Raw genomic sequence first — 20,125 nt, 5'->3', positions numbered from 1 at the left:
ATGTCTACCCGGTCGGCATGCGGCACAGTCGTGGCTAGGCTGAGCGGTGATGTCGAAGAACGAAACGCAGGGCCTTTCTACTCAGGGTCTTTCCACGAAGGCCATCCACGCCGTCCGACCCGATCTGACCACGGGTGCCGTCAACGCGCCGATCTACGCCAGCTCGACGTTCGCGCAGGACGGCGTCGGCGGGCTGCGCGGAGGCTACGAATACGCCAGAACCGGCAACCCCACCCGGGCGGCGCTCGAGGTCTCCCTCGCCGCGGTGGAGGCCGCGGCCTACGGGCGGGCGTTCTCCTCGGGCATGGCGGCGACGGATTGCGCGTTGCGGGCGGTTCTGCGGCCCGGTGACCACGTGGTGATGCCCGACGACGCTTACGGCGGGACATTCCGGCTGATCGACAAGGTATTCACCAAGTGGGGCATCGACTACACCGCCGTTGCGCTCGCCGATCTGGACGCGGTGCGCGCGGCGATCACGCCGAACACCCGGTTGATCCTGGTCGAGACGCCGACCAACCCGCTGCTGTCGATCGCCGACATCAGCGCGATCGCGCAGATCGCGGCGACGTCGAATGTGAAAGTGTTGGTGGACAACACCTTCGCCTCACCCGCGCTGCAGCAGCCGCTGCTGCTGGGCGCCGACATCGTGTTGCACTCGACCACCAAGTACATCGGGGGGCACTCCGACGTGGTGGGCGGCGCGCTGCTGACCAACGACGAGGAACTCGACGCCGCGTTCGCCTTCCTGCAGAACGGTGCGGGCGGGGTGCCCGGACCCTTCGACGCCTACCTCACCCTTCGCGGCCTGAAGACACTAGTGATCCGCATGCAGCGGCACAGTGACAACGCGGCCGTCATCGCCGAGTTCCTCGAGGGACATCCCGCGATCGAGACCGTGCTCTACCCGGGGCTGCCCACGCATCCGGGCCACGAGGTCGCGGCAAGGCAGATGACCGGCTTCGGGGGCATGATCTCCGTGCGACTGCGCGGGGGAGCGGAGGCCGCGCGCAAACTGTGTTCCCGCACAGAGGTTTTCATTCTCGCCGAGTCGTTGGGCGGCGTCGAATCGCTGATCGAGCACCCCGGCGCCATGACCCACGCGTCGACCGCCGGTTCCCAACTGGAGGTCCCCGATGACCTGGTGCGGCTGTCGGTCGGTATCGAGGACGTCGCGGATCTGCTGGCCGACCTTGAGCAGGCTTTGAGCTAGCGGCTAGGTCAGCGCCGGGCGCAGCGCCGAGGCCGTGACCGCCAGGTTCATCTCGGGCAGCGCCGTCGGTGACTCTTCGACCCAGCTGCCCAGCGCGATCTCGCCGGCGCGGGCATGCACCCACCGCCAGCCCCGGTCATTGAGGCTGAGCAGTGCGCCCAGACCGTCGATCGCGTGCAGCAGCGTGATGATCGCGGCTGCGGTCGGGCCCGGCGGCCTGCGATCGAACAGCGCCGACAACAGCGCCGAGCGCGCGTGGCCGACGCGGTTGCGGTTGGTCAGCGGCCATGCGAACTCGTGTCCGAACCGCTTGTCCGGCAGAGGGATACGTCGGATCTGACCGGTTCGCTCCAGATGGCCGACGACGTTGCTTTCGGTGTGCTTGGCCAGCCGCTTGACCGCCGATCGGGGCCGCAACGGGCGGCGCTGCAACAGCGAAAACGCCGGTTCTGCGACCGGGTCCGTCGCGCCGGCCACCGACAACGCGATCAGGCGGCCCGGTTCGACCGGGTCACCGTCGACCGACGGGCGGATTCGGCAGGCCAGGGCCAGGTCGAGCAGCACCGCGGCGGCCAACACCCGCTCCCGGCGCGGACGGTCGAGAACCGGTTGCGCCGAAGCGTTGTCGAGCAGCAGCAGGAAAAGGTCCTCGGCGATCTGCGCCATGAGCGGATGCTAAACCGCATCCGGTCCGCGACTCGAATTCGGCTGGGAGTGGGCCGGGCCGTCAGGCGTGATACGGCTCGGCCTCGAGCAGCTTCACCTTGACCGTGCTGCCGCTGGGCACCGTGTAGGTGCGCACGTCGCCGACCTTCGCGTCGAGGAGCGCCTCGCCCAGCGGGGACTTCGGCGAGTACACCTCGAGCTTGCCGTCGCTGATGCCCTCTTGGCGGGTGGCGATCAGGAAGGTCTCGGTGTCGCTCTCGTCGTCGCCGTACTGCACCTTGACCACCGAGCCGGGCAGCGCGACGCCGGACTGCTTGGGCGCCTCGCCGACCTTGGCGCTGTTGAGCAGTTCCTGCAGCTGACGGATCCGGGCCTCCTGCTGGCCCTGCTCCTCGCGGGCGGCGTGGTAGCCGCCGTTCTCGCGGAGGTCACCCTCTTCGCGGCGGTCATTGATCTCGGCGGCGATGACGGGCCGGTTGGCGATCAGCTGGTCGAGCTCCGCCTTCAACCGGTCGAATGCCTCCTGGGTAAGCCAGGTGACCTGCGTATCGGTCATATCGTCGCGCTCCTGTCCTTCTGGGTCTTGCGGCGTGCTCGCGCTTTTCTCGCGTAAGACGTCTCGTGGTACGGCGCCGGGGCTTGACGTGTATTGCCGCGGTTCACGTGCTCAAGCACAGCACCAAATGCAGCAATACACGGCTCCAGCAGGAACCGTGTACCCGACCATGGTAGCACCGACGGGCCAATCGGATTTCACGAATTCGCAGTTCGCCGTTTGCCGGACCGACGAATCAGCATGATTTCAAGGGGCCACCAGATACGACGGCACGTCGGTTCCGCACCCGTAAATATCGCCGATCACGGGCTGGCGGGTCGCTTTGACCGGTGCGGTCACTTGCACCGTCTGTTGCGAGGCCGGCGGGACCAGCACCTCCCGACGGCCCGTCTCGGCGCCGTCGATGGAGCGGGCGCGCACGATGCAGACGACCGGCTGGGACGGGTCCTCGCGGGTGACGCTGATCGTGACCGACACCGTCTCGTCGTCGACCAGTTCGTAGGCGCCCAGCTCGCCCGTCACGGGCTCGCTCTCGAACCGTCCGAACGCCACCACGGCGACCGTCACCCCCACCGCCAGCGCGAGCAACGTGAACGCGACCGCGACCCAACGGCGGCGGTTACCGGGCAGCCGCTGGCGGCCGTAGCGTGCGGCGGGGCGCTCGATCATCTGGTTTTCTATGCCCGTCGGTCGGATAGATCTACAGAACTGGAACTATAGGGACTATTGAGACGTCTCCGCGGGTTGATATCGCCGGAGACGACAGCGCGATGATAAGGCAGAGCAGGTTGAGTGAACTGCGGATGATGGCGGTGCACGCCCACCCGGACGACGAGTCCAGCAAGGGTGCCGCCACCATGGCTCGGTACGTGGACGAGGGTGTGCGTGTGCTTGTGGTCACGCTCACCGGCGGCGAGCGCGGCGACATCCTCAACCCGGCCATGGACCTGCCCGAGGTGCACGGCCGGATGGCCGAGATCCGCCGCGACGAGATGGCCAAGGCCGCCGAGATCCTCGGCGTCGAGCACCGCTGGCTCGGCTTCGTCGACTCCGGCCTGCCCGAAGGCGACCCGCTTCCGCCGCTGCCGGAAGGCTGCCTCGGGGTGGTGCCGCTCGAGCAACCGGTGGAGGCGCTGGTGCGCGTCGTGCGCGAGTTCCGGCCACACGTGATGACCACCTACGACGAGAACGGCGGCTATCCGCATCCGGACCACATCAGGTGCCACCAGGTGTCGATGGGTGCCTACGACGCCGCCGGTGACCACCTCCTGTTCCCCGACGCCGGCGAGCCGTGGGATGTCCAGAAGCTGTACTACACGCACGGCTTCGTGCGACAGCGGATGCAGCTGCTGCAGGACGAGTTCGCCAAACACGGGGAGGTCGGCCCGTTCGAGAAGTGGCTCAAGCACTGGGATCCCGAGCACGACATCTTCGCCAAGCGGGTGACCACCCGCGTCGAGTGCGCCAAGTACTTCGCGCTGCGCGACGACGCGTTGCGCGCGCACGCCACCCAGATCGACCCCAACGGGGACTTCTTCCGCGCGCCGATCGAATGGCAGCAACGGCTCTGGCCCACCGAGGAGTTCGAGTTGGCCCGCTCGCGCGTGCCCGTATCGCTTCCTGAGGACGACCTCTTCGCCGGGATCGAGGGCCGATGAACCTCCTGCTCGCCGTCGACCTGCTGGCCCAGCAGGAACCACCCAGGGACACCGGACCGGACTTCGGCAAGGCCAGCCCGTTGGGCCTGCTGATCGTGGTGCTGCTGCTGGTCGGCACGTTCCTGCTGGTCCGGTCGATGAACCGGCAGCTGCGCAAGGTGCCGGACTCGTTCGACCCGCCGGATGCGGAAGCCGACCAGATCGCCGAGCCGCCCGACGAGCCCCAGGCGCCGATCGAGTCCGATGCGCCGCCCGACGGGACGAAACGTGAGCCCGGGGGCTAACACACTCTCGCGGGCCACCAGCCCGTATCTGCGTCAGCACGCCGCCAACCCGGTGCACTGGCGCGAATGGACGCCTGAGGCGCTGGCCGAGGCTGCCGACCGCGATGTGCCGATCCTGCTGTCGATCGGCTACGCGGCCTGCCACTGGTGTCATGTCATGGCCCACGAGTCGTTCGACGATGACGAGGTCGCCGCGGTGATGAACGACGGCTTCGTCTGCATCAAGGTCGACCGCGAGGAGCGTCCCGACCTCGATGCGGTGTACATGAGCGCGACTGTTGCGCTCACGGGGCAGGGTGGCTGGCCGATGACCTGCTTCCTCACTCCCGACGGCAGGCCGTTCTTCTGCGGGACGTACTACCCGAAGCCGACCTTCCTCCAGCTGCTGGCCGCGGTCATCGACACCTGGCACAACCGCCGCGGCGAAGTCGAGCAGGCGTCCGAGAAGATCACCGAGGAACTGCGGACGATGGCGGCCGGGTTGCCCGGCGGGGGACCGCCGTTGCAGCCCGCGCTGTGCGACCACGCCGTTGCCGCGGTGCTGCAGGACGAGGACGTCGCTCGCGGTGGATTCGCCACCAATCCCGCTGGCGCACCGAAGTTTCCACCATCGGCGTTGCTCGAGGGTCTGCTGCGCAATCACGAACGCACGGGCGACATCATGCCCATCGAAACCGTCGAGCGGACCTGCACGGCGATGGCCCGCGGCGGAATCTACGATCAGTTGGCGGGCGGCTTCGCCCGCTACAGCGTCGACGCGGCCTGGGTGGTTCCGCACTTCGAGAAGATGCTTTACGACAACGCCCTACTGTTGCGGGTGTACGCCCATTGGGCGCGACGTACCGGAAATCCGTTGGCGCACAAGGTAACCGTCGAAACAGCCGCATTCATCATCGACGAACTCGGCGCCGACGGCATGTTCACGTCGTCGCTGGATGCCGACGCGGACGGGGGGGAAGGCCTGACGTACGTCTTCACCCCCGCGCAACTGCGCGGGTTCCTCGGTGACGACGACGGGCAGTGGGCGGCAGAGCTTTTCGCCGTGACCGAGGTGGGCACATTTGAGCAGGGTGCGTCGGTGCTGCAGTTGCCGCGCGACCCCGACGACCAGGACCGGTTCGTCAGTGTGCGGGCAGCGCTGCTGGCGGCCCGGCTCACCCGGCCGCAACCCGGCCGCGACGACAAGGTCGTCACCGGGTGGAACGGGCTGGCGATCACGGCGCTCGCCGAAGCCGCTGTCGCGCTCGACCGGCCCGAATTGCTCACCGCCGCAACGAATTGTGCGCGCGGCGTGTGGAATCTGCACGTCGTCGACGGCAGACTGCGGCGGGCGAGCCTCGGCGGTGCGGTCGGCGACAGCGCCGGGATTCTCGAAGACCATGGGGCGTTGGCCACCGGCCTACTGACCGTTCACCAGATGACGGGTGACCCGGACTGGCTGGAGGCCGCGATGACGCTGCTCGACATCGCGCTCGAGCACTTCGCCGACCCGGGCCGGCCCGGCCGGTGGTTCGACACCGCCGACGACGCCGAGGCATTGATGGTGCGGCCGGCCGATCCGCTCGACGGTGCGACACCATCGGGTGCGTCGTTGATCGCCGAGGCGCTGCTCACCGCAGCGCACCTCGCCCCCGCCTGGCGGGCGGATCGCTACGGCGCGGCGGCCGAGGCCACTCTGGCGGCGGCCACGCCGATCCTGACCCGGCTGCCGCGCTCGGGTGGACACTGGCTCGCCGTCGCAGAGGCGGCGGTGCGCGGGCCGATCCAGATCGCAGTGGCGTGTGACCCTGGCCGGTCGGAACTGTTGTCGGCAGCGCGGCGGCTCGCGCCGGGCGGAGCGGTCGTCGTCGGCGGCGTGGTGAATTCGTCCGAACTGCTGATCGACCGCGACCGCGTCGGCGGCGCCGACGCCGCCTATGTGTGCCGTGGCAGAACGTGCGACCTGCCGGTCACCACGGCGCCGGAACTCGCTGCCGCCCTGGGCGCGTCCGTGTAGCGTTCGGCGCATGCCGACGCCGGAAGACAACGCCAAGACCGTCACCCGTTACCTCGAACTGGCTGCGCAGGGTAAGGCCGATGACATCGCCGAGTTGTACGCCGACGACGGCACCGTCGAGGATCCGGTTGGCGGCGAGGTGCACATAGGCCGCAAGGCGATCCGCGGTTTCTACGACGCGCTCCCCACGACGGGCGCCCAGGCCGACGTCGTCACGCTGCGGGCGTTGGGCAACGAGGCGGCGTTCTTCTGGGCGCTGACCATCGACCTCGGCGAGAACAAGATGCGCATCGAGATCATCAGCGTGATGACCTTCAACGAGGAGGGCAAGATCGCGTCGATGAAGGCCTACTGGACCCCCGAAAACGTCACCCAGCTCTAGAAGACCGCGAACCACATCGCGATGTAGTGGCAGATCGCTGCCACCGCGGTGCACGCATGAAAGAACTCGTGATGGCCGAACACCGTCGGCCACGGGTTGGGCCACTTGAGCGCGTAGAGCACACCGCCGATGCTGTAGAGCGCGCCCCCGACGATCAGCAGCACGAGCGCGGCCACTCCCGCACCGTGCGTGATCGGTCCGACGAACCACGCCGCCACCCAGCCCAGCAGGATGTAGAGCGGCACGCCGACCCACCGCGGCGCCGACGGCCAGAAGCACTTGAGCAGCACGCCCGCGATCGCACCACCCCACACGATCCAGAACAGCACCATGCCGTCGGTCTGTGGCAACGCCAGCAAGGCGAACGGCGTATAGCTGCCCGCGATGAACACGAAGATCATCGAGTGGTCGAGTCGCTTCATCCACTTGCGTGCGGTCGGCGACTTCCAGTCGACCCGGTGGTACGCGCCGCTGACCGCGAACATCGCCACGATGGTGAGCGTGTAGATCAGCGTCGCGACGCCCGCGCGCGTGGACTGGACCGACCACGACACCGACACCAGCGTGGCGCCGCAGATGGCTGCGATCCCCGCCGCGTACACGTGTATCCAGCCCCGTGCGCGCGGCTTACCGATGAAATTGGCGAGACCGTCGACAACGGCTTCCGGAAAGTCCTCCGCAGGGTTCTGCGGGTCGCGGGACATATCGGAATCGGTGCTGTCGATGGATCGGGTCATGTCACCTCCACTAATGCCATGGGGGTTTTCGAACCTCACAGTAGTCTGGATCTTCGTGGAGCTCATTCCCCCGCGACTCAAAGAGCCGGCCTATCGGCTGTATGAGATGCGGCTGCGCCAGGAGCTGGCACGGTCCAAATCCCAACTGCCGCGCCATATTGCCGTTTTGTGTGATGGCAACCGCCGATGGGCACGTGACCTTGGACACGACGACGTCAGCGTCGGCTACCGGATGGGCGCCAGAAAGATCGCCGACATGCTGCGCTGGTGTCAGGAGACCGGCATCGAGATGGCGACGGTCTATCTGCTGTCCACCGAGAACCTGCAGCGTGCGCCCGACGAACTGTCCCCGCTGATCGACATCATCACCGACGTCGTCGAGGAGATCTGCGCGCCCGCCAACCACTGGAGTGTGCGCACCGTCGGCGATCTGGAGCTGATCGGCGAGGAGCCCGCGCGCCGGCTGCGTGACGCGGTCGGGTCCACCGACTCGGGTCCGGACTGCTTTCACGTCAACCTCGCCGTCGGTTACGGCGGGCGCCAGGAGATCGTCGACGCCGTCCGTCAGCTGCTGAGCAAGGAGCTGGCCAACGGCAGCACCGCTGAACAGCTGATCGAGGCCGTCACCATCGACGCGATCTCGGAGAACCTCTACACCTCCGGACAACCGGACCCCGACCTGGTGATCCGCACCTCGGGGGAGCAGCGGCTGTCGGGCTTTCTGCTGTGGCAGAGCGCGTACTCCGAGATGTGGTTCACCGACGCCTACTGGCCGGCGTTTCGGCGGGTCGACTTCCTGCGCGCGCTGCGCGACTACACCGTGCGCCATCGCCGGTACGGAATGTGATGTGACGCCGTAGTTGATGGAACACTGAGAACATGGCTGCGCTGTCGGCGGTGGTCTTCGCGCTCAGCTGGTGGTTGGGGCTGTATCTGCTGGCCCGCGACCCGCGTAAGCCTGTGCTCGTGCTGGCCGCGATCGGGTTGACGAGCTTCGCGGCGGTGGTCGCGCTGGATGCCGTGCGGACCGTCAGCGGCGCCGATGTGCTCAGCCGCATCGAGGTCTACCTCGTCGCCGTGCCGGGCATCGCCTGGTTCGCGGTGCTCCTCGAGCTGTCCCGGCCCCGCGACACCTGGCGTGGCCGTGCCGGTGAGCTCGGCCTGGTCGCCGCGGTGGCCGCGACCGCGTTCGTCGGCGCCGCGATGGCCGGAAGCGTCGACGGCCCGTTGCGCCTTGGCCACTGGGTGATGTTCGCGGCGGTCTCGGTGCCCTCGCTTGGCGCCATGGTGTACGCGGTGCTGCGCCAGTCGCAGCCGGTCCCGGTGGTCGGTTTCGTGGTGGTCGCGACGTTGTTCTTCGCGTTGGGCAACGCGATCCTGATCATCCCGCTGGGGCTGGTGCCCAGCTGGTTGGCGCTCGCTTCGACGGGTTTCGACGTGGCGCTGCTCGGTGTCGCGGTCGCGATCGGGGATGCGTTCGACGAGGGGCAGGCGTTGCGCGCCGACATGCTGCGCTCGTTCGCGGCGACGACGGTGGTGGCGGTGCTGTTCGGCGGTCAGGCGTTGATCGGTCTGGCGGTCACCGGTCACGACACCGCGCTGACGGTGCTGCTGTTCACCAGCCTGGCGGTCGCGATCGCGATCAACGTCCTGGCCGACCCGCTGGCAGGTGTGCTCGACCGGTTGGCGTTCTCGCGCTCGCCCGCCCTGCGCGCCGACCGCGCCGCCCTGCGCAGCACCGAGGCTGCGCTGCCGCTGCGCAAGGACAATCCGCTCGACGGCATCGACGAGCAGACGTTCGTCCGCCTCACCCGCCGCGCGCTCGGGCACTACGGCGACCTGTCCAAGCTGATCGCCAGCCCGCTCACCAACCTGCCGATCATCGACCAGCGGTTGGCCTCGCGCGGCGCCTCCGGCCAACCGCTGGAGCGGGCGACCGAACTCAAGGCGCTGCTGGCCGAGCGCATCGCCCGGCTCAAACCCCGCGACGGCGGCGAGTTCGGCACCACCGAGGAGTGGCGGCACTACAACTCGCTGTACTTCCCGTATGTCGCCGGGGTGCGGGCCTATGCGCAGAACGCCACCGCGACGGGACTCGACCCCGTGGCCCGCCAGGCCTGGCAGTGGTTCGTCACCGAAGTGCCCCAGCGGTCGCTGCACAACTGGCAGAACGCGGCCGCGCGGCTGATCGCTGCCGATCTGCGCGGCAACCTGGTGGCCGCTCAGGACTGACGCGCATCCGCATCGGCGCCGGCGTTGGGCCCGATACCCACGTGACCTGCGGCTGGCAGTAGCTGGCAGCGTTCTGCGTCGATCTGGCAGCGGCATCTGAGCACTGTCGGTGACATGACCACCGCAACCACCCACCTGGTAAACACCACCGGCGAAGGCGATACCACCGACTCGCTGCTGCGCGTGGCACTGCGTGCCGACGCGACGCTGTGCGGGGGTCTCGGCCTGGTCATCGCGATGGCCGCCGACCCGCTGTCCCGACTGAGCGGTCTGTCGGCCACCAGCGAGTGGATCGCCGGCGCCGCGCTCGTCGGCTACGGCGCCGCACTGTTCCTGGCGGCCGGGATGTCCGACGTCCGCCGCGTCGGTGTCGGCGTGCTGGTCGGCAACATCGTCTTCGCGCTCGTCGTGACCGCGGTGCTGGCGACCGGCGTGCTGCCGCTGACCGAAGCCGGCGTTGCGGGCATCGCCGGGTTCACCGCCGTCACCCTCGCATTCGCCTACGCCCAGTACCTCGGGGTGCGTCGCCTGACGTGACCCCCTCATGACTGGTCCGGAGCCGCCGTCGTCAGAGGTTGCGGCGTCGGCTCCGGAACGGTCCCTCGCCCCCACAAGATAAGGAAACCATCATGACCGCACTCTCAGAACGGCTGAACGAGTCGACGGACGCCCTACTGCGTTTCGCGATGCGTGCCGACGCGATCCTCACCGGCCTCGCCGGTATCGCGGCCCTTCCGCTCGCGGGCTGGCTGGCCGACACGTCGGGCACCACCGTCGCCTTCGAGTACGGAATGGCGGCGTTCTTCATCGCCTACGGGGCAGCAGTGCTGGGTCTGGCGGCGCTGCAGTCGCTGAAGGCGGCTGGCATGGCGGTGATTGTGGCCAACGTCCTCTACGCCGTCGCAGCGGTCGTGCTCGTGATCTCGAATGTGTTCCCGCTCACCACGATCGGCGTGGTCCTGACGCTGGCCACCGGCGTGTACACGCTGGCGTTCGCCGAACTGCAGTACCAGGGCTGGCGCCGGATCAACCGATAGCCGGCTACAGCTTGCGCAAGCGCAGCCGGTTGATCGAGTGGTCGGCGTCCTTGCGCAAGACCAGCGTCGCCCGTGGCCGGGTCGGCAGGATGTTCTCGATCAGGTTCGGCCGGTTGATCGAATGCCAGATGTCGCTGGCGGCGAACACGGCCTGCTCGTCGGTGAGCGTGGCGTAGTGGTGAAAGTGCGAGGCCGGGTCGGCGAACGCCGTCGTGCGCAAGCCGAGGAACCGATCGATGTACCACTTCTCGATGTCGTCGATGCGAGCGTCGACGTAGACCGAGAAGTCGAACAGGTCGGACACCATCAACGTCGGCCCGGTCTGCAGCACGTTGAGGCCCTCGAGGATCAGGATGTCCGGATGCCGGACGATCTGTTTCTCACCGGGCACGATGTCGTAGAGCAGATGCGAGTACACCGGCGCGCACGCGTACTCCGCGCCGGACTTGACCGTCGTCACGAACCGCATCAGCGCACGACGGTCGTAGCTTTCCGGGAAACCCTTGCGGCCCATCAGGTTTCGTCGTACCAGTTCGGCGTTGGGGTAGAGGAACCCGTCGGTGGTCACCAGGTCGACGCGCGGGTGGTGCTCCCATCGCGCCAGAAGTGCCTGCAGCACACGGGCCGTCGTGGACTTGCCGACCGCGACGCTGCCCGCGACGCCGATCACGAACGGCACCGGCCGGTCGGGCTGAGAGTCGCTGTCTGAGTCGCCGCCCAGGAACTCGGCGGTCGTCGCGAACAACCGCTGGCGCGCGGCGACCTGGAGGTGGATCAGCCGGGCCAGTGGCAGATAGACCTCTTCGACTTCGAGCAGGTCGATCTTCTCGCCGATACCGCGCAGCTTCTTCAGCTCGTCCTCGGTTAGTTTCAGCGGCGTCGACATACGCAGGTTCCGCCACTGACTCCGGTCGAACTCCACATATGGGCTGGGTTCACTCAGCCGCGCCATGCGCCCAGTCTTGCATTTACGGTTGAGATCATGGACGCCAGCACCTCAGATTCGTTGGTCCGCGAGTATCTGCTGCTCGGGCTGCGCTTCGACCGAGTGGAGGAGGGTTACGTCGACTCGTTCACCGGCGACCCGGCGCTGCGCCGTGCCGTCGCCGCCGAACCACAGCCCGTTCCCGCGGACCTGGCCAGGCAGGCCGACCGGTTGCTGGGGGAGCTGACCTCGGTCGACGGGCTGGAGCGAGCGCGTATGGACTACATCGGCGCCCACCTGCGGGCGCTGGCGTGCGCGGGTCGCAAATTCGCCGGTGAAGACGTGGGCTTCGTCGACGAGGTCGAGGCGTACTTCGACGTGCGCATCACCAAAGGGGACCCCGAGCGGTACCGGCAGGCCCATCGCCAGCTCGACGAAGTGCTGAGCGGGTCCGGACCGCTCGCCGACCGGATGCAGGCCTACCGCGCGGCCGAGGAGATTCCGCCTGCGCGCCTCGAAGAGTGCATCCACGCATTCTCCAGCGCGCTGCGTGACCGCGTGCGCGCCGAGTATCCGCTGCCCGACGCGGAGACCATCACCTATGAGGTGGTTTCCGACAAGCCGTGGTCGGGCTTCAACTACTACCACGGGGATTACAAGTCCACGGTGGCCGTCAACGCCGACCTCAAGCAGCAGATGTCGAACCTGCCCCGGCTGGTCGCGCACGAGTCGTATCCGGGACACCACACCGAGCACTGCCGCAAGGAGGCCGGGCTGGTCGAGGGCAGGGGACAGGCTGAGCAGACCATTTTTCTGGTCAACACCCCGCAGTGCCTGATGGCCGAGGGCTTGGCCGACCTCGCGCTGTACGCGGCGATCGGGCCCGAATGGGGTGTGTGGGCCGGCGAGATCTACGCCGACCTGGGGCTGCGGTTCGACGGGGAGCGCGCTCAGGCGGTGTCGGAGGCGACGGCGGCGCTGGCCGAGGTGCGCCAGGATGCGGCGCTGATGCTGCACGACGAGCACCGCGACGTCGACGATGTCGTCGTCTTCCTCAAGCGGTGGCTGCTGGTCAACGACCAACGCGCCCGCCAGATGCTGCGGTTCCTGTCGTCGCCGCTGTGGCGCGCCTACACCAGCACCTACGTCGAGGGGTACCGGTTGCTGCGGGGCTGGCTGGATGAACGTCCCGAAGAGGTCAGCCTGACCCAGCGGTTCGGCACGTTGCTCGACGAGCCGTTGATCCCGTCGTCGCTGCGGGCCGCCTGAGCCTGAGCAGCCGCCTGAGCCTGAGCCGCCGCCGAACGTGGGTTACCGTCACGCCGACGGCGGGTGTGGCGTGTGTCAATCCCACAGTCGGCGGCCCAGGTATGGGCATCGAGCGGCCCAGGTATGGGCATCGAGCGCCCCAGGTACGGGCATCGAGCGCCCCAGGTGCGGAAAGTAGGCTGAACCCCATGACTGCAGACCCCGTGACCTCCAACGCTGCCGCTCCCGGTGCCGAGTACGCCGAGACCGCGAGTGCCGCCTACCGGGCCGCGTTGCAGGTGATCGAGTCGGTGGAGCCGCGTATCGCGGCGGCGACACGTAAAGAGCTTGCCGATCAACGGGACTCGCTCAAGCTCATCGCCAGCGAGAACTACGCCTCGCCCGCGGTGCTGCTGACGATGGGCTCCTGGTTCTCCGACAAGTACGCGGAGGGCACGATCGGGCACCGGTTCTACGCGGGCTGCCAGAACGTCGATACCGTCGAAAGTCTCGCCGCCGAACACGCCCGTGAGTTGTTCGGAGCGCCGTATGCCTACGTCCAGCCGCACTCCGGTATCGACGCCAACCTCGTTGCCTTCTGGGCGATCCTGGCCACCCGGGTCGAAGCGCCCGAACTGGCGGCCCTCGGCGCCAAGCACGTCAACGACCTGTCCGAGGCGGACTGGGAAAAGCTGCGCAACAAGCTCGGCAACCAGCGGCTGCTGGGGATGTCGCTGGACGCGGGCGGCCACCTGACCCACGGTTTCCGGCCCAACATCTCCGGCAAGATGTTCCACCAGCGCAGCTACGGCACGGACCCGAACACCGGATTCCTCGACTACGGCGCGGTGGCCGAGGCCGCCCGCGAGTTCAAGCCGTTGATCATCGTGGCCGGATACTCGGCCTATCCGCGTCGGGTCGACTTCGCCAAGATGCGCGAGATCGCCGACGAGGTCGGCGCCACGCTGATGGTCGACATGGCGCACTTCGCGGGTCTGGTCGCGGGCAAGGTGTTCACCGGCGACGAAGACCCGGTACCGCACGCCCACGTCACCACCACGACCACCCACAAGTCGCTGCGCGGACCGCGCGGCGGGATGGTGCTCGCCCAGCCCGAGTACTCCGACGCCGTCGACAAGGGCTGCCCGATGGTGCTGGGCGGTCCGCTCTCCCACGTGATGGCCGCCAAAGCGGTCGCGCTGGCCGAGGCCCGCCAACCGGCCTTCCAGGCTTACGCGCAGCGCGTCGCCGACAACGCCCAGGCGCTTGCCGACGGTTTCCTCAAGCGTGACGCCCAGCTCGTCACCGGCGGCACCGACAACCACATCGTGCTGCTCGACGTCACCTCGTTCGGGCTGACCGGGCGCCAGGCCGAGTCGGCCCTGCTCGACGCGGGCATCGTCACCAACCGCAACTCCGTGCCCGCAGACCCCAACGGCGCCTGGTACACCAGCGGCATCCGGTTGGGCACTCCCGCGCTGACCACCCGGGGATTCGGGGCCGACGACTTCGACCGTGTCGCCGACCTGATCGTGGACGTGCTGTCCAACACCGAACAGCAGGGCACTTCGAAGGCCAAGTACACGCTGTCCGACGGCACCGCCGAGCGCGTTCACGCCGCCTCTGCCGAGCTGCTGGAGGCCAACCCTCTGTATCCGGGGCTGACGCTGTAGCCCCCCGCCGCGCCGGTCGGGAATTTTACGATTCCCACAGAATTGAGTTACTGTAACCGCATGGCACAGAAACCTGTACCGAATGCGCTGATCCTCGAACTCGAGCCGGTCGTGCAGCAGGAGCTGCGTCGTCACATCGACAGCGAGGATCTCTGGTACGCACACGACTACGTGCCGTTCGACCAGGGCGAGAACTTCGCCTTTCTCGGCGGTAAGGACTGGGACCCGTCGCAGGTGACCCTGCCCAAGGACGTCACCGACGCGCTCGAGATCCTGCTCATCACCAAGGACAACCTGGCCAGCTTCCACCGCGAGTTCGTCTTCAGCTTCATCCTCGAGGAGAAGTGGGGCCGTTGGATCGGCCGGTGGACCGCCGAGGAGCACCTGCACGCGATCGCCTTGCGCAACTACCTCGTCGTCACCCGGGAGATCGACCCGGCCGCCAACGAGGACGTCCGCGTCGAACACGTGATGAAGGGCTACCGTGCCGACACCTACAGCCAGGTCGAGCGGCTGGTGTTCATGGCCTTCTTCGAACGTGCCCACGCCGTCTTCTGCCGCAACCTCGAGGCCAAGATCACCGAGCCGGTGCTGGCGAACCTCATCGGCCGCATCGCCCGCGACGAGGAGCGGCACGAGGAGTTCTTCGCCAACCTGGTCGCCCACCTGCTGTCGACGAGCCGTGACGAAACCGTCGACGCCATCGCGCGACGCGCGGCCGAGCTCGACGTCGTCGGCGGCGACATCGACGCGTACGCCGACAAGGTACGCAACGTCGCCGAAGCCGGGATCTTCGGACCAGATCAGCTGCGTCAGGTGATCGCCGACCGGGTCGCCGCGTGGGGGCTGGCCGACGAGCCGAAGATGCGGGAGTTCACCTCCGCGTAACCGCGCGCTCATCGCCGCGGACGAGCAGCGGCGAACACTACGGCGCGCCTGCACGGCGCATGTGCCGCAACGGGAGTAGCGTCGTTTGCGATGGCTAGCGACGTGCTTTGCTGTCCGGGCGGTACCCGATCGTTGCGATCACGAGAGGGCCGGCCCCGGCCCTGGTGCCGCAGTGTCCGCCGACGGTTCGCGGGGGACCCGCGGATACCAGGAGCGCTACGTGATCGATTCGCCTCTCCGGACCTACGTGCTCGACACCTCCGTGCTGTTGTCAGATCCCTGGGCCTGCACGCGCTTTGCCGAGCATGAGGTCGTGGTCCCGCTGGTGGTCATCAGCGAACTCGAAGCCAAGCGGCACCATCATGAGCTGGGCTGGTTCGCGCGTCAGGCCCTGCGACTCTTCGACGATCTGCGGCTCGAACACGGCCGGCTCGATCAGCCCATTCCCGTTGGCACACAAGGCGGTACGCTGCACGTCGAGCTGAATCACAGTGACCCTTCGGTGCTTCCCGCCGGTTTCCGCACCGACAGCAATGATGCGCGGATCCTGACGGTCGCGGCCAACCTCGCCGCCGAGGGCAAGCACGTCACGTTGGTCAGCAAGGACATCCCGCTACGCGTGAAAGCCGGTGCGGTCGGGTTGTCGGCCGACGAGTACCACGCCCAGGACGTCATCACCTCCGGGTGGACGGGTATGGCCGAGGTCGAGGTCGTCTCCGATGAGATCGACGTGCTGTTCGCCGAAGGCGAGATCGATCTGGAGTCGGCCCGAGATCTGCCCTGCCACACCGGCATTCGCCTGCTCGGTGGTACGTCGCACGCGCTCGGCCGGGTGACGCCGGAGAAGCGGGTGCAGTTGGTGCGCGGTGACCGGGAGGCGTTCGGGTTGCGCGGCCGCTCCGCCGAACAGCGGGTGGCACTGGACCTGTTGCTCGACGAGTCGGTCGGCATCGTTTCGCTCGGCGGTAAGGCCGGCACCGGCAAGTCGGCGCTGGCACTGTGCGCGGGACTGGAAGCCGTGCTGGAGCGCCGCACGCAACGCAAGGTCGTGGTGTTCCGTCCGCTCTACGCGGTCGGCGGGCAGGACCTGGGCTACCTGCCGGGCAGCGAGAGCGACAAGATGGGGCCCTGGGCACAGGCGGTCTTCGACACGCTGGAAGGACTGGCCAGCCCGGCGGTGCTCGAGGAGGTGCTCTCGCGCGGCATGCTCGAGGTGCTGCCGCTGACCCACATCCGGGGGCGCTCGCTGCACGACTCGTTCGTGATCGTCGACGAGGCGCAGTCGCTCGAGCGCAACGTGCTGCTGACCGTGCTGTCGCGTCTCGGCGCCGGTTCCCGTGTGGTGTTGACCCACGATGTGGCACAGCGGGATAACTTGCGAGTCGGCCGGCATGACGGCGTCGCGGCCGTGATCGAGAAACTCAAGGGCCACCCCTTGTTCGCTCACATCACGCTGTTGCGCAGCGAGCGCTCACCGATCGCGGCGCTGGTGACCGAGATGCTCGAGGAGATCAGCCCCGGCGCGCTGCCGTGAACTCCGCTAGAGGCGGAGACGATTGCGACGGGCCAGGTACCAACCGGCGGCCGCCGCACCGCTGAGCGCCACCACCCGGTCCGCGCGATCGCCGCGCGGCAGGTCCAGTAGCGAGACCAGGCCCAGCACCGCGAACCCGGTGTCCAGGGCCGGCTGGCTGGTGGCGGTCGTGACCAGGGTGTTCTCGCCGTGGTCGGTCAGCATTGCGGGAGCTTCGTCGAGACGCACCGGTTCTCCAGTCGATGGCGTGGGCGAGACAGCGTTACGACGGTAAGTCCTGTGCCCCGACGGGAGGAATAGGGTGTTTCCCTATGTGTGGTCCCCCTTTTGGGGCCCGCTCGGCCGCCCGACATGTCGACCCAGTTCGGCGCGCGACTTGATTCCCAGCTTGCGGTAGATGCGCGCGAGGTTGGCTTCGACGGTCTTGGGGCTGATGAAGAGCGTGGCCGCGACGTCGCGGTTCTTCATTCCGCTCGCGACGAGTTCTGCGACCCGCTGCTCAGACGGCGTCAGTTGCCCGCTGCGCTGAGGTCCCGCGCTCGCACGCGAGAACTCCGCGCGGGCCCTGGCCGCCCACAGCGGGATGTTGAGACGCTCGAACACTTCGAAGGCCTCCCGAAGATGCGCCGACGCCGATTCCTTCTTGCGTTGCCGGCGTTCGATCTGCCCCAGGGTCAGCAGGGTCCGTGCGCGCTCGAACGGCATCGGCAGACGGAGGTGTGCGGCCATCGCCCGCTGGGCGGCCTCGTGTGCGGCGTCGAGGTCGCCGAGTGCGGCCAGCAGCATGCCGCGTGATCGTGCACCGACCGCGAGCATCCAGTCCCGGTCGGTCCGCCGGCCGTTGTTCTCCAGCGCGGTGGTGAGCCGTTCCGCCTCGTCGAGGCGATCGAGATGTATCAGCGCCTCGATCGCGTCGGGCAGGTAGGCGGCATTGGGCAGTTCGGTCGGCGTGCTGTCGGGGTCGAACTGGACGAGCATGGGTTGTAGCGCGGCCGCAGCGGCTTCGTAGTCGCCCAGCGAGACTTCGAGAAAGCCGAGGGTCGCCCGCACGCGATCTGCCATGCGTAAAGTCCCGGTCTGCCTTGCGCATTCGAGGGCGTCCTCGATCGCGCGGCGGGCGACCTCCTCGTGGCCGGCGAATGCGGTCAGCTGGGCCCGCAAGCTCTGGGTCAGGAACTGCGAGGTGTTGCCCCCGAGCTGGCGGGCCTTCTCCACGGCGTCCTCCGCGACCAGGTTGGCCGTGACGAAATCACCGCGCGCGATCGCGTTCGTCACCACGTGCTGGGAAACGAAGACATGCTCACCCTCTTCGCCCTTCTCCAGGCAGCGCGCACGGATCTTGTCCACGACATCGCGCGCTTCGTCGAGCCGGCCGGTCCACTCCAGCAGCAGCGCGTGTTGCATGGTGGGCCGGAAGACCAGCGGTGCGTATGCATCGGGGTCCTCCAGCCGCAGCGCTCGATGCAGGGTCTTTTCGTCGTACCCTTCGCCGGCGGCGAACCGCAGTATGACCAGCATGCCGAGCGCCATGCTGAGCAGATGCGGCTGGTCGAGGGTCTCGGCGTTCGCGACCGCCTGCGCGGCGGTGTTCAACCCCTGTTGAAGTTGATTGGCGTGGAAAAGCGTGTACGCCAACGTGATCAGGGTCTGGACGCGCAACGCGTGGTTGTCGTGGGCCTCGTCGAGGGCCTCGCGAAGCAGCCGCGCGCTCTCGATGAAACCGTCCCCGTACAGCCGCACCACCGCCAGTCGGCTCAACGCTTCGGCGCGCAACGCGCCGGTGGGCACTTGTTCGATGGCTTCGGTGAGGACGGCCGCCGCGCGCTCCTGCTCCCCGGCGTCGAAGTGGTGCAGCGCCGAGCGCAGCCGCCGCTCCGCGGTGTCGCCGCCGAGGCCGATGGCCAAGTCCACCAGTTCGGCGGCTGCGGCTGGCGCACCGCGCATCCGTGCCGATTCCGCCGCCATGTCGAGGGCCTCCAGCGTGGCCTCGTCGCCTTTGGTGGTGGCCAGCGCCAGGTGCCGGGCCCGAAGTTCGGGTTCGTCGACGATCTCGGCGAGCCGACGGTGCATCGCCCGGCGGCGGCTGGGGGACGCCTCGGTGTAGACCCCGCTGGCCAGCAACGGATGTGCGAACCGGATCCGGTTGCCGTCGATCGCGATGATGCCCTTGCTCTCGGCGATCTCGAGCAGTTCGACCAGCCGGTCCTCGTCACCCGTCGTCGCCTTCGACACGAGCTCGACCGTCGGCACGGCAAGGCACGAAGCGGCCAGTAGCGCGTCGTGGACGTCGGTGTCGAGGCTGCCTAGCCTCGTGCGCACCACGTCGGCCAGGGTGCCGGGCAGCGACGCGTCGATGCCCGGCGCCCGTTCATCGAGGGAGCGGGCCAATTCGATTGCGTAGAACGGGTTCCCACCCGACACCTGGTGGATCCGGTCGATGGTCGGGCGTGAGAAGGGGCGTCGCAGCCGTGCGGAGACAGCACGATGCAGATCCTGGATGTTTAACGGGCTCAACCGGATTCGATTCACTGCGTCGGGCCGGGACAACTGGAGCCAGTCGTCGACCGCACGGTCGTCGGATTCGGTACGCAGGCTGGCCAGTAGCCCGGTACGCCCCGTGAGCCTGCGCACCGCGAAGGCGATGACGTGCTTGCTCGACGGGTCGAGCCACTGCAGGTCGTCGATGGCCAGCAGGACAGGGCGGTCCTCGCTGAGCCGTTCGACCACCGAAAGGAACGCGGCGGCCACGGCTCGCTGATCGGTCACCGCGTCGTTGTCCGCGCGCAGCAGCACCTGGTCGACCGCGAGGAGTTGCGGCGTCGGCAGGTCGGCCCACGCGCGCGTGTCGGCCTCCTCGAGCAGGTCGGCCAGCGCGGTGTAGGCGAGCACCGACTCCGCGGCCGCCGGTCGGGTCGACAGGACGTGAAATCCGCGCTGGTGCGCCTGCTCGACCGCGGCCAGCCACAGCGTGGTCTTGCCGATCCCGGGGTCACCGTCGATCAGTAAGGCCGACGGGCCCAGCGCCATCGCGTCCAGGAAGGCAACGACGGCGTGCTGGTGTGTCGACTGGCCGATCACGGTATCTCGTGGGTCCCC

20 protein-coding genes are annotated in these 20,125 nt (G+C 68.0%); 13 read left to right on the top strand and 7 right to left on the bottom strand.

The features are described from left to right. The first annotated feature begins 49 nt into the window (after nucleotides 1-49). Nucleotides 50-1,213, top strand: coding sequence for a cystathionine gamma-synthase (locus tag CEX88_RS07325; protein ID WP_068195331.1), 1,164 nt, complete (start codon nucleotides 50-52; stop codon nucleotides 1,211-1,213). A gap of 3 nt (nucleotides 1,214-1,216) precedes the next feature. Here CEX88_RS07325 and CEX88_RS07320 read toward each other — a convergent pair whose 3' ends face one another. The 3 genes from CEX88_RS07320 to CEX88_RS07310 all read right to left on the bottom strand — a co-directional run bounded on the left by CEX88_RS07320 (nucleotide 1,217) and on the right by CEX88_RS07310 (nucleotide 3,104). Further along, a complete protein-coding gene (locus tag CEX88_RS07320) occupies nucleotides 1,217-1,879 on the bottom strand; it encodes a GOLPH3/VPS74 family protein (RefSeq protein WP_094292969.1) in 663 nt (220 codons plus the stop codon). Between the two features lie 61 nt (nucleotides 1,880-1,940). Next, complete coding sequence (gene greA, locus CEX88_RS07315; RefSeq protein WP_064394952.1) at nucleotides 1,941-2,435, bottom strand: transcription elongation factor GreA; 495 nt, start codon at nucleotides 2,433-2,435, stop codon at nucleotides 1,941-1,943. 246 nt (nucleotides 2,436-2,681) lie between these two features. After that, entirely contained in the window at nucleotides 2,682-3,104 is a 423-nt protein-coding gene (locus CEX88_RS07310; RefSeq protein ID WP_094292968.1) for a DUF4307 domain-containing protein, read from the bottom strand. A gap of 119 nt (nucleotides 3,105-3,223) precedes the next feature. Between CEX88_RS07310 and mca the strand changes: the two genes are divergently transcribed. Genes mca through CEX88_RS07290 form a run of 4 tightly spaced genes read left to right on the top strand, consistent with a single transcriptional unit; the run spans nucleotide 3,224 to nucleotide 6,755 of the window. Next, nucleotides 3,224-4,093, top strand: a complete 870-nt coding sequence (gene mca, locus CEX88_RS07305) for a mycothiol conjugate amidase Mca (protein ID WP_094292967.1) — start codon at nucleotides 3,224-3,226, stop codon at nucleotides 4,091-4,093. Next, the gene (locus CEX88_RS07300) at nucleotides 4,090-4,377 is read left to right on the top strand and encodes a hypothetical protein (RefSeq protein ID WP_094292966.1); all 288 of its coding nucleotides are present in this window, start codon (nucleotides 4,090-4,092) and stop codon (nucleotides 4,375-4,377) included. Before mca ends, CEX88_RS07300 begins: the two co-directional genes overlap by 4 nt. Beyond that, entirely contained in the window at nucleotides 4,337-6,373 is a 2,037-nt protein-coding gene (locus CEX88_RS07295; RefSeq protein ID WP_420799199.1) for a thioredoxin domain-containing protein, read from the top strand. Before CEX88_RS07300 ends, CEX88_RS07295 begins: the two co-directional genes overlap by 41 nt. A 10-nt stretch (nucleotides 6,374-6,383) precedes the next feature. Continuing rightward, entirely contained in the window at nucleotides 6,384-6,755 is a 372-nt protein-coding gene (locus tag CEX88_RS07290; RefSeq protein WP_066847297.1) for a nuclear transport factor 2 family protein, read from the top strand. On the opposite strand, the gene trhA is transcribed toward CEX88_RS07290, so the two are convergent. Continuing rightward, the gene (trhA, locus tag CEX88_RS07285; RefSeq protein WP_094292964.1) at nucleotides 6,752-7,492 is read right to left on the bottom strand and encodes a PAQR family membrane homeostasis protein TrhA; all 741 of its coding nucleotides are present in this window, start codon (nucleotides 7,490-7,492) and stop codon (nucleotides 6,752-6,754) included. The two genes, CEX88_RS07290 and trhA, sit on opposite strands and share 4 nt — an antisense overlap. Nucleotides 7,493-7,547: 55 nt before the next feature. Between trhA and CEX88_RS07280 the strand changes: the two genes are divergently transcribed. The 4 genes from CEX88_RS07280 (at nucleotide 7,548) to CEX88_RS07265 (ending at nucleotide 10,761) form a co-directional block, all read left to right on the top strand. Further along, nucleotides 7,548-8,339 carry a (2Z,6E)-farnesyl diphosphate synthase gene (locus CEX88_RS07280; protein ID WP_094292963.1) on the top strand — a complete coding sequence of 264 codons (792 nt, stop codon included), beginning with the start codon at nucleotides 7,548-7,550 and terminating at the stop codon, nucleotides 8,337-8,339. Nucleotides 8,340-8,371: 32 nt separating this feature from the next. Next, on the top strand, nucleotides 8,372-9,724 hold the full coding sequence (locus tag CEX88_RS07275) for a hypothetical protein (RefSeq protein ID WP_094292962.1): 1,353 nt from the start codon (nucleotides 8,372-8,374) through the stop codon (nucleotides 9,722-9,724). 114 nt (nucleotides 9,725-9,838) lie between these two features. Further along, nucleotides 9,839-10,261: a hypothetical protein gene (locus CEX88_RS07270; RefSeq protein ID WP_094292961.1), complete on the top strand. Its 423-nt coding sequence runs from the start codon at nucleotides 9,839-9,841 to the stop codon at nucleotides 10,259-10,261. A 92-nt stretch (nucleotides 10,262-10,353) separates the two neighbouring features. Next, entirely contained in the window at nucleotides 10,354-10,761 is a 408-nt protein-coding gene (locus tag CEX88_RS07265) for a hypothetical protein (RefSeq protein WP_064420114.1), read from the top strand. Between the two features lie 4 nt (nucleotides 10,762-10,765). Here the strand turns inward: CEX88_RS07265 and coaA are convergent, their stop codons facing one another. Then, nucleotides 10,766-11,713, bottom strand: a complete 948-nt coding sequence (gene coaA / locus CEX88_RS07260; protein ID WP_066847312.1) for a type I pantothenate kinase — start codon at nucleotides 11,711-11,713, stop codon at nucleotides 10,766-10,768. Between the two features lie 30 nt (nucleotides 11,714-11,743). Here coaA and CEX88_RS07255 point away from each other — a divergent pair, with 30 nt between their 5' ends. The 4 genes from CEX88_RS07255 to CEX88_RS07240 all read left to right on the top strand — a co-directional run bounded on the left by CEX88_RS07255 (nucleotide 11,744) and on the right by CEX88_RS07240 (nucleotide 17,029). Continuing rightward, nucleotides 11,744-12,955: a DUF885 domain-containing protein gene (locus tag CEX88_RS07255; protein ID WP_094292960.1), complete on the top strand. Its 1,212-nt coding sequence runs from the start codon at nucleotides 11,744-11,746 to the stop codon at nucleotides 12,953-12,955. Nucleotides 12,956-13,143: 188 nt separating this feature from the next. Continuing rightward, nucleotides 13,144-14,607: a glycine hydroxymethyltransferase gene (locus CEX88_RS07250; RefSeq protein WP_066847316.1), complete on the top strand. Its 1,464-nt coding sequence runs from the start codon at nucleotides 13,144-13,146 to the stop codon at nucleotides 14,605-14,607. Between the two features lie 60 nt (nucleotides 14,608-14,667). Then, a complete protein-coding gene (locus CEX88_RS07245) occupies nucleotides 14,668-15,495 on the top strand; it encodes an acyl-ACP desaturase (protein ID WP_094292959.1) in 828 nt (275 codons plus the stop codon). A gap of 220 nt (nucleotides 15,496-15,715) precedes the next feature. Continuing rightward, nucleotides 15,716-17,029, top strand: a complete 1,314-nt coding sequence (locus CEX88_RS07240; protein ID WP_094293104.1) for a PhoH family protein — start codon at nucleotides 15,716-15,718, stop codon at nucleotides 17,027-17,029. A gap of 6 nt (nucleotides 17,030-17,035) precedes the next feature. Here the strand turns inward: CEX88_RS07240 and CEX88_RS07235 are convergent, their stop codons facing one another. Further along, nucleotides 17,036-17,233: a hypothetical protein gene (locus CEX88_RS07235; protein WP_094292958.1), complete on the bottom strand. Its 198-nt coding sequence runs from the start codon at nucleotides 17,231-17,233 to the stop codon at nucleotides 17,036-17,038. Nucleotides 17,234-17,338: 105 nt separating this feature from the next. Further along, entirely contained in the window at nucleotides 17,339-20,107 is a 2,769-nt protein-coding gene (locus CEX88_RS07230) for a helix-turn-helix transcriptional regulator (RefSeq protein ID WP_318284628.1), read from the bottom strand. Between the last annotated feature and the right edge of the window lie 18 nt (nucleotides 20,108-20,125).

It is taken from the genome of Mycobacterium neumannii (assembly GCF_002245615.1).
GTDB classification, from domain to species: domain Bacteria; phylum Actinomycetota; class Actinomycetes; order Mycobacteriales; family Mycobacteriaceae; genus Mycobacterium; species Mycobacterium neumannii_A.
This window is presented reverse-complemented; position numbering and strand designations above follow the sequence as displayed.

What these genes read in the sequence shown, in the direction of transcription:
- CEX88_RS07275 (WP_094292962.1), top strand. Translation starts at nt 8,372, where the DNA reads ATGGCTGCGCTGTCGGCGGTGGTCTTCGCGCTCAGCTGGTGGTTGGGG.
- CEX88_RS07320 (WP_094292969.1), bottom strand. Translation starts at nt 1,879, where the DNA reads ATGGCGCAGATCGCCGAGGACCTTTTCCTGCTGCTGCTCGACAACGCT.
- CEX88_RS07325 (WP_068195331.1), top strand. Translation starts at nt 50, where the DNA reads ATGTCGAAGAACGAAACGCAGGGCCTTTCTACTCAGGGTCTTTCCACG.
- greA (WP_064394952.1), bottom strand. Translation starts at nt 2,435, where the DNA reads ATGACCGATACGCAGGTCACCTGGCTTACCCAGGAGGCATTCGACCGG.
- CEX88_RS07290 (WP_066847297.1), top strand. Translation starts at nt 6,384, where the DNA reads ATGCCGACGCCGGAAGACAACGCCAAGACCGTCACCCGTTACCTCGAA.
- CEX88_RS07245 (WP_094292959.1), top strand. Translation starts at nt 14,668, where the DNA reads ATGGCACAGAAACCTGTACCGAATGCGCTGATCCTCGAACTCGAGCCG.
- CEX88_RS07300 (WP_094292966.1), top strand. Translation starts at nt 4,090, where the DNA reads ATGAACCTCCTGCTCGCCGTCGACCTGCTGGCCCAGCAGGAACCACCC.
- CEX88_RS07235 (WP_094292958.1), bottom strand. Translation starts at nt 17,233, where the DNA reads ATGCTGACCGACCACGGCGAGAACACCCTGGTCACGACCGCCACCAGC.
- CEX88_RS07310 (WP_094292968.1), bottom strand. Translation starts at nt 3,104, where the DNA reads ATGATCGAGCGCCCCGCCGCACGCTACGGCCGCCAGCGGCTGCCCGGT.
- CEX88_RS07250 (WP_066847316.1), top strand. Translation starts at nt 13,144, where the DNA reads ATGACTGCAGACCCCGTGACCTCCAACGCTGCCGCTCCCGGTGCCGAG.
- coaA (WP_066847312.1), bottom strand. Translation starts at nt 11,713, where the DNA reads ATGGCGCGGCTGAGTGAACCCAGCCCATATGTGGAGTTCGACCGGAGT.
- CEX88_RS07255 (WP_094292960.1), top strand. Translation starts at nt 11,744, where the DNA reads ATGGACGCCAGCACCTCAGATTCGTTGGTCCGCGAGTATCTGCTGCTC.
- trhA (WP_094292964.1), bottom strand. Translation starts at nt 7,492, where the DNA reads ATGACCCGATCCATCGACAGCACCGATTCCGATATGTCCCGCGACCCG.
- CEX88_RS07270 (WP_094292961.1), top strand. Translation starts at nt 9,839, where the DNA reads ATGACCACCGCAACCACCCACCTGGTAAACACCACCGGCGAAGGCGAT.
- CEX88_RS07295 (WP_420799199.1), top strand. Translation starts at nt 4,337, where the DNA reads ATGCGCCGCCCGACGGGACGAAACGTGAGCCCGGGGGCTAACACACTC.
- CEX88_RS07265 (WP_064420114.1), top strand. Translation starts at nt 10,354, where the DNA reads ATGACCGCACTCTCAGAACGGCTGAACGAGTCGACGGACGCCCTACTG.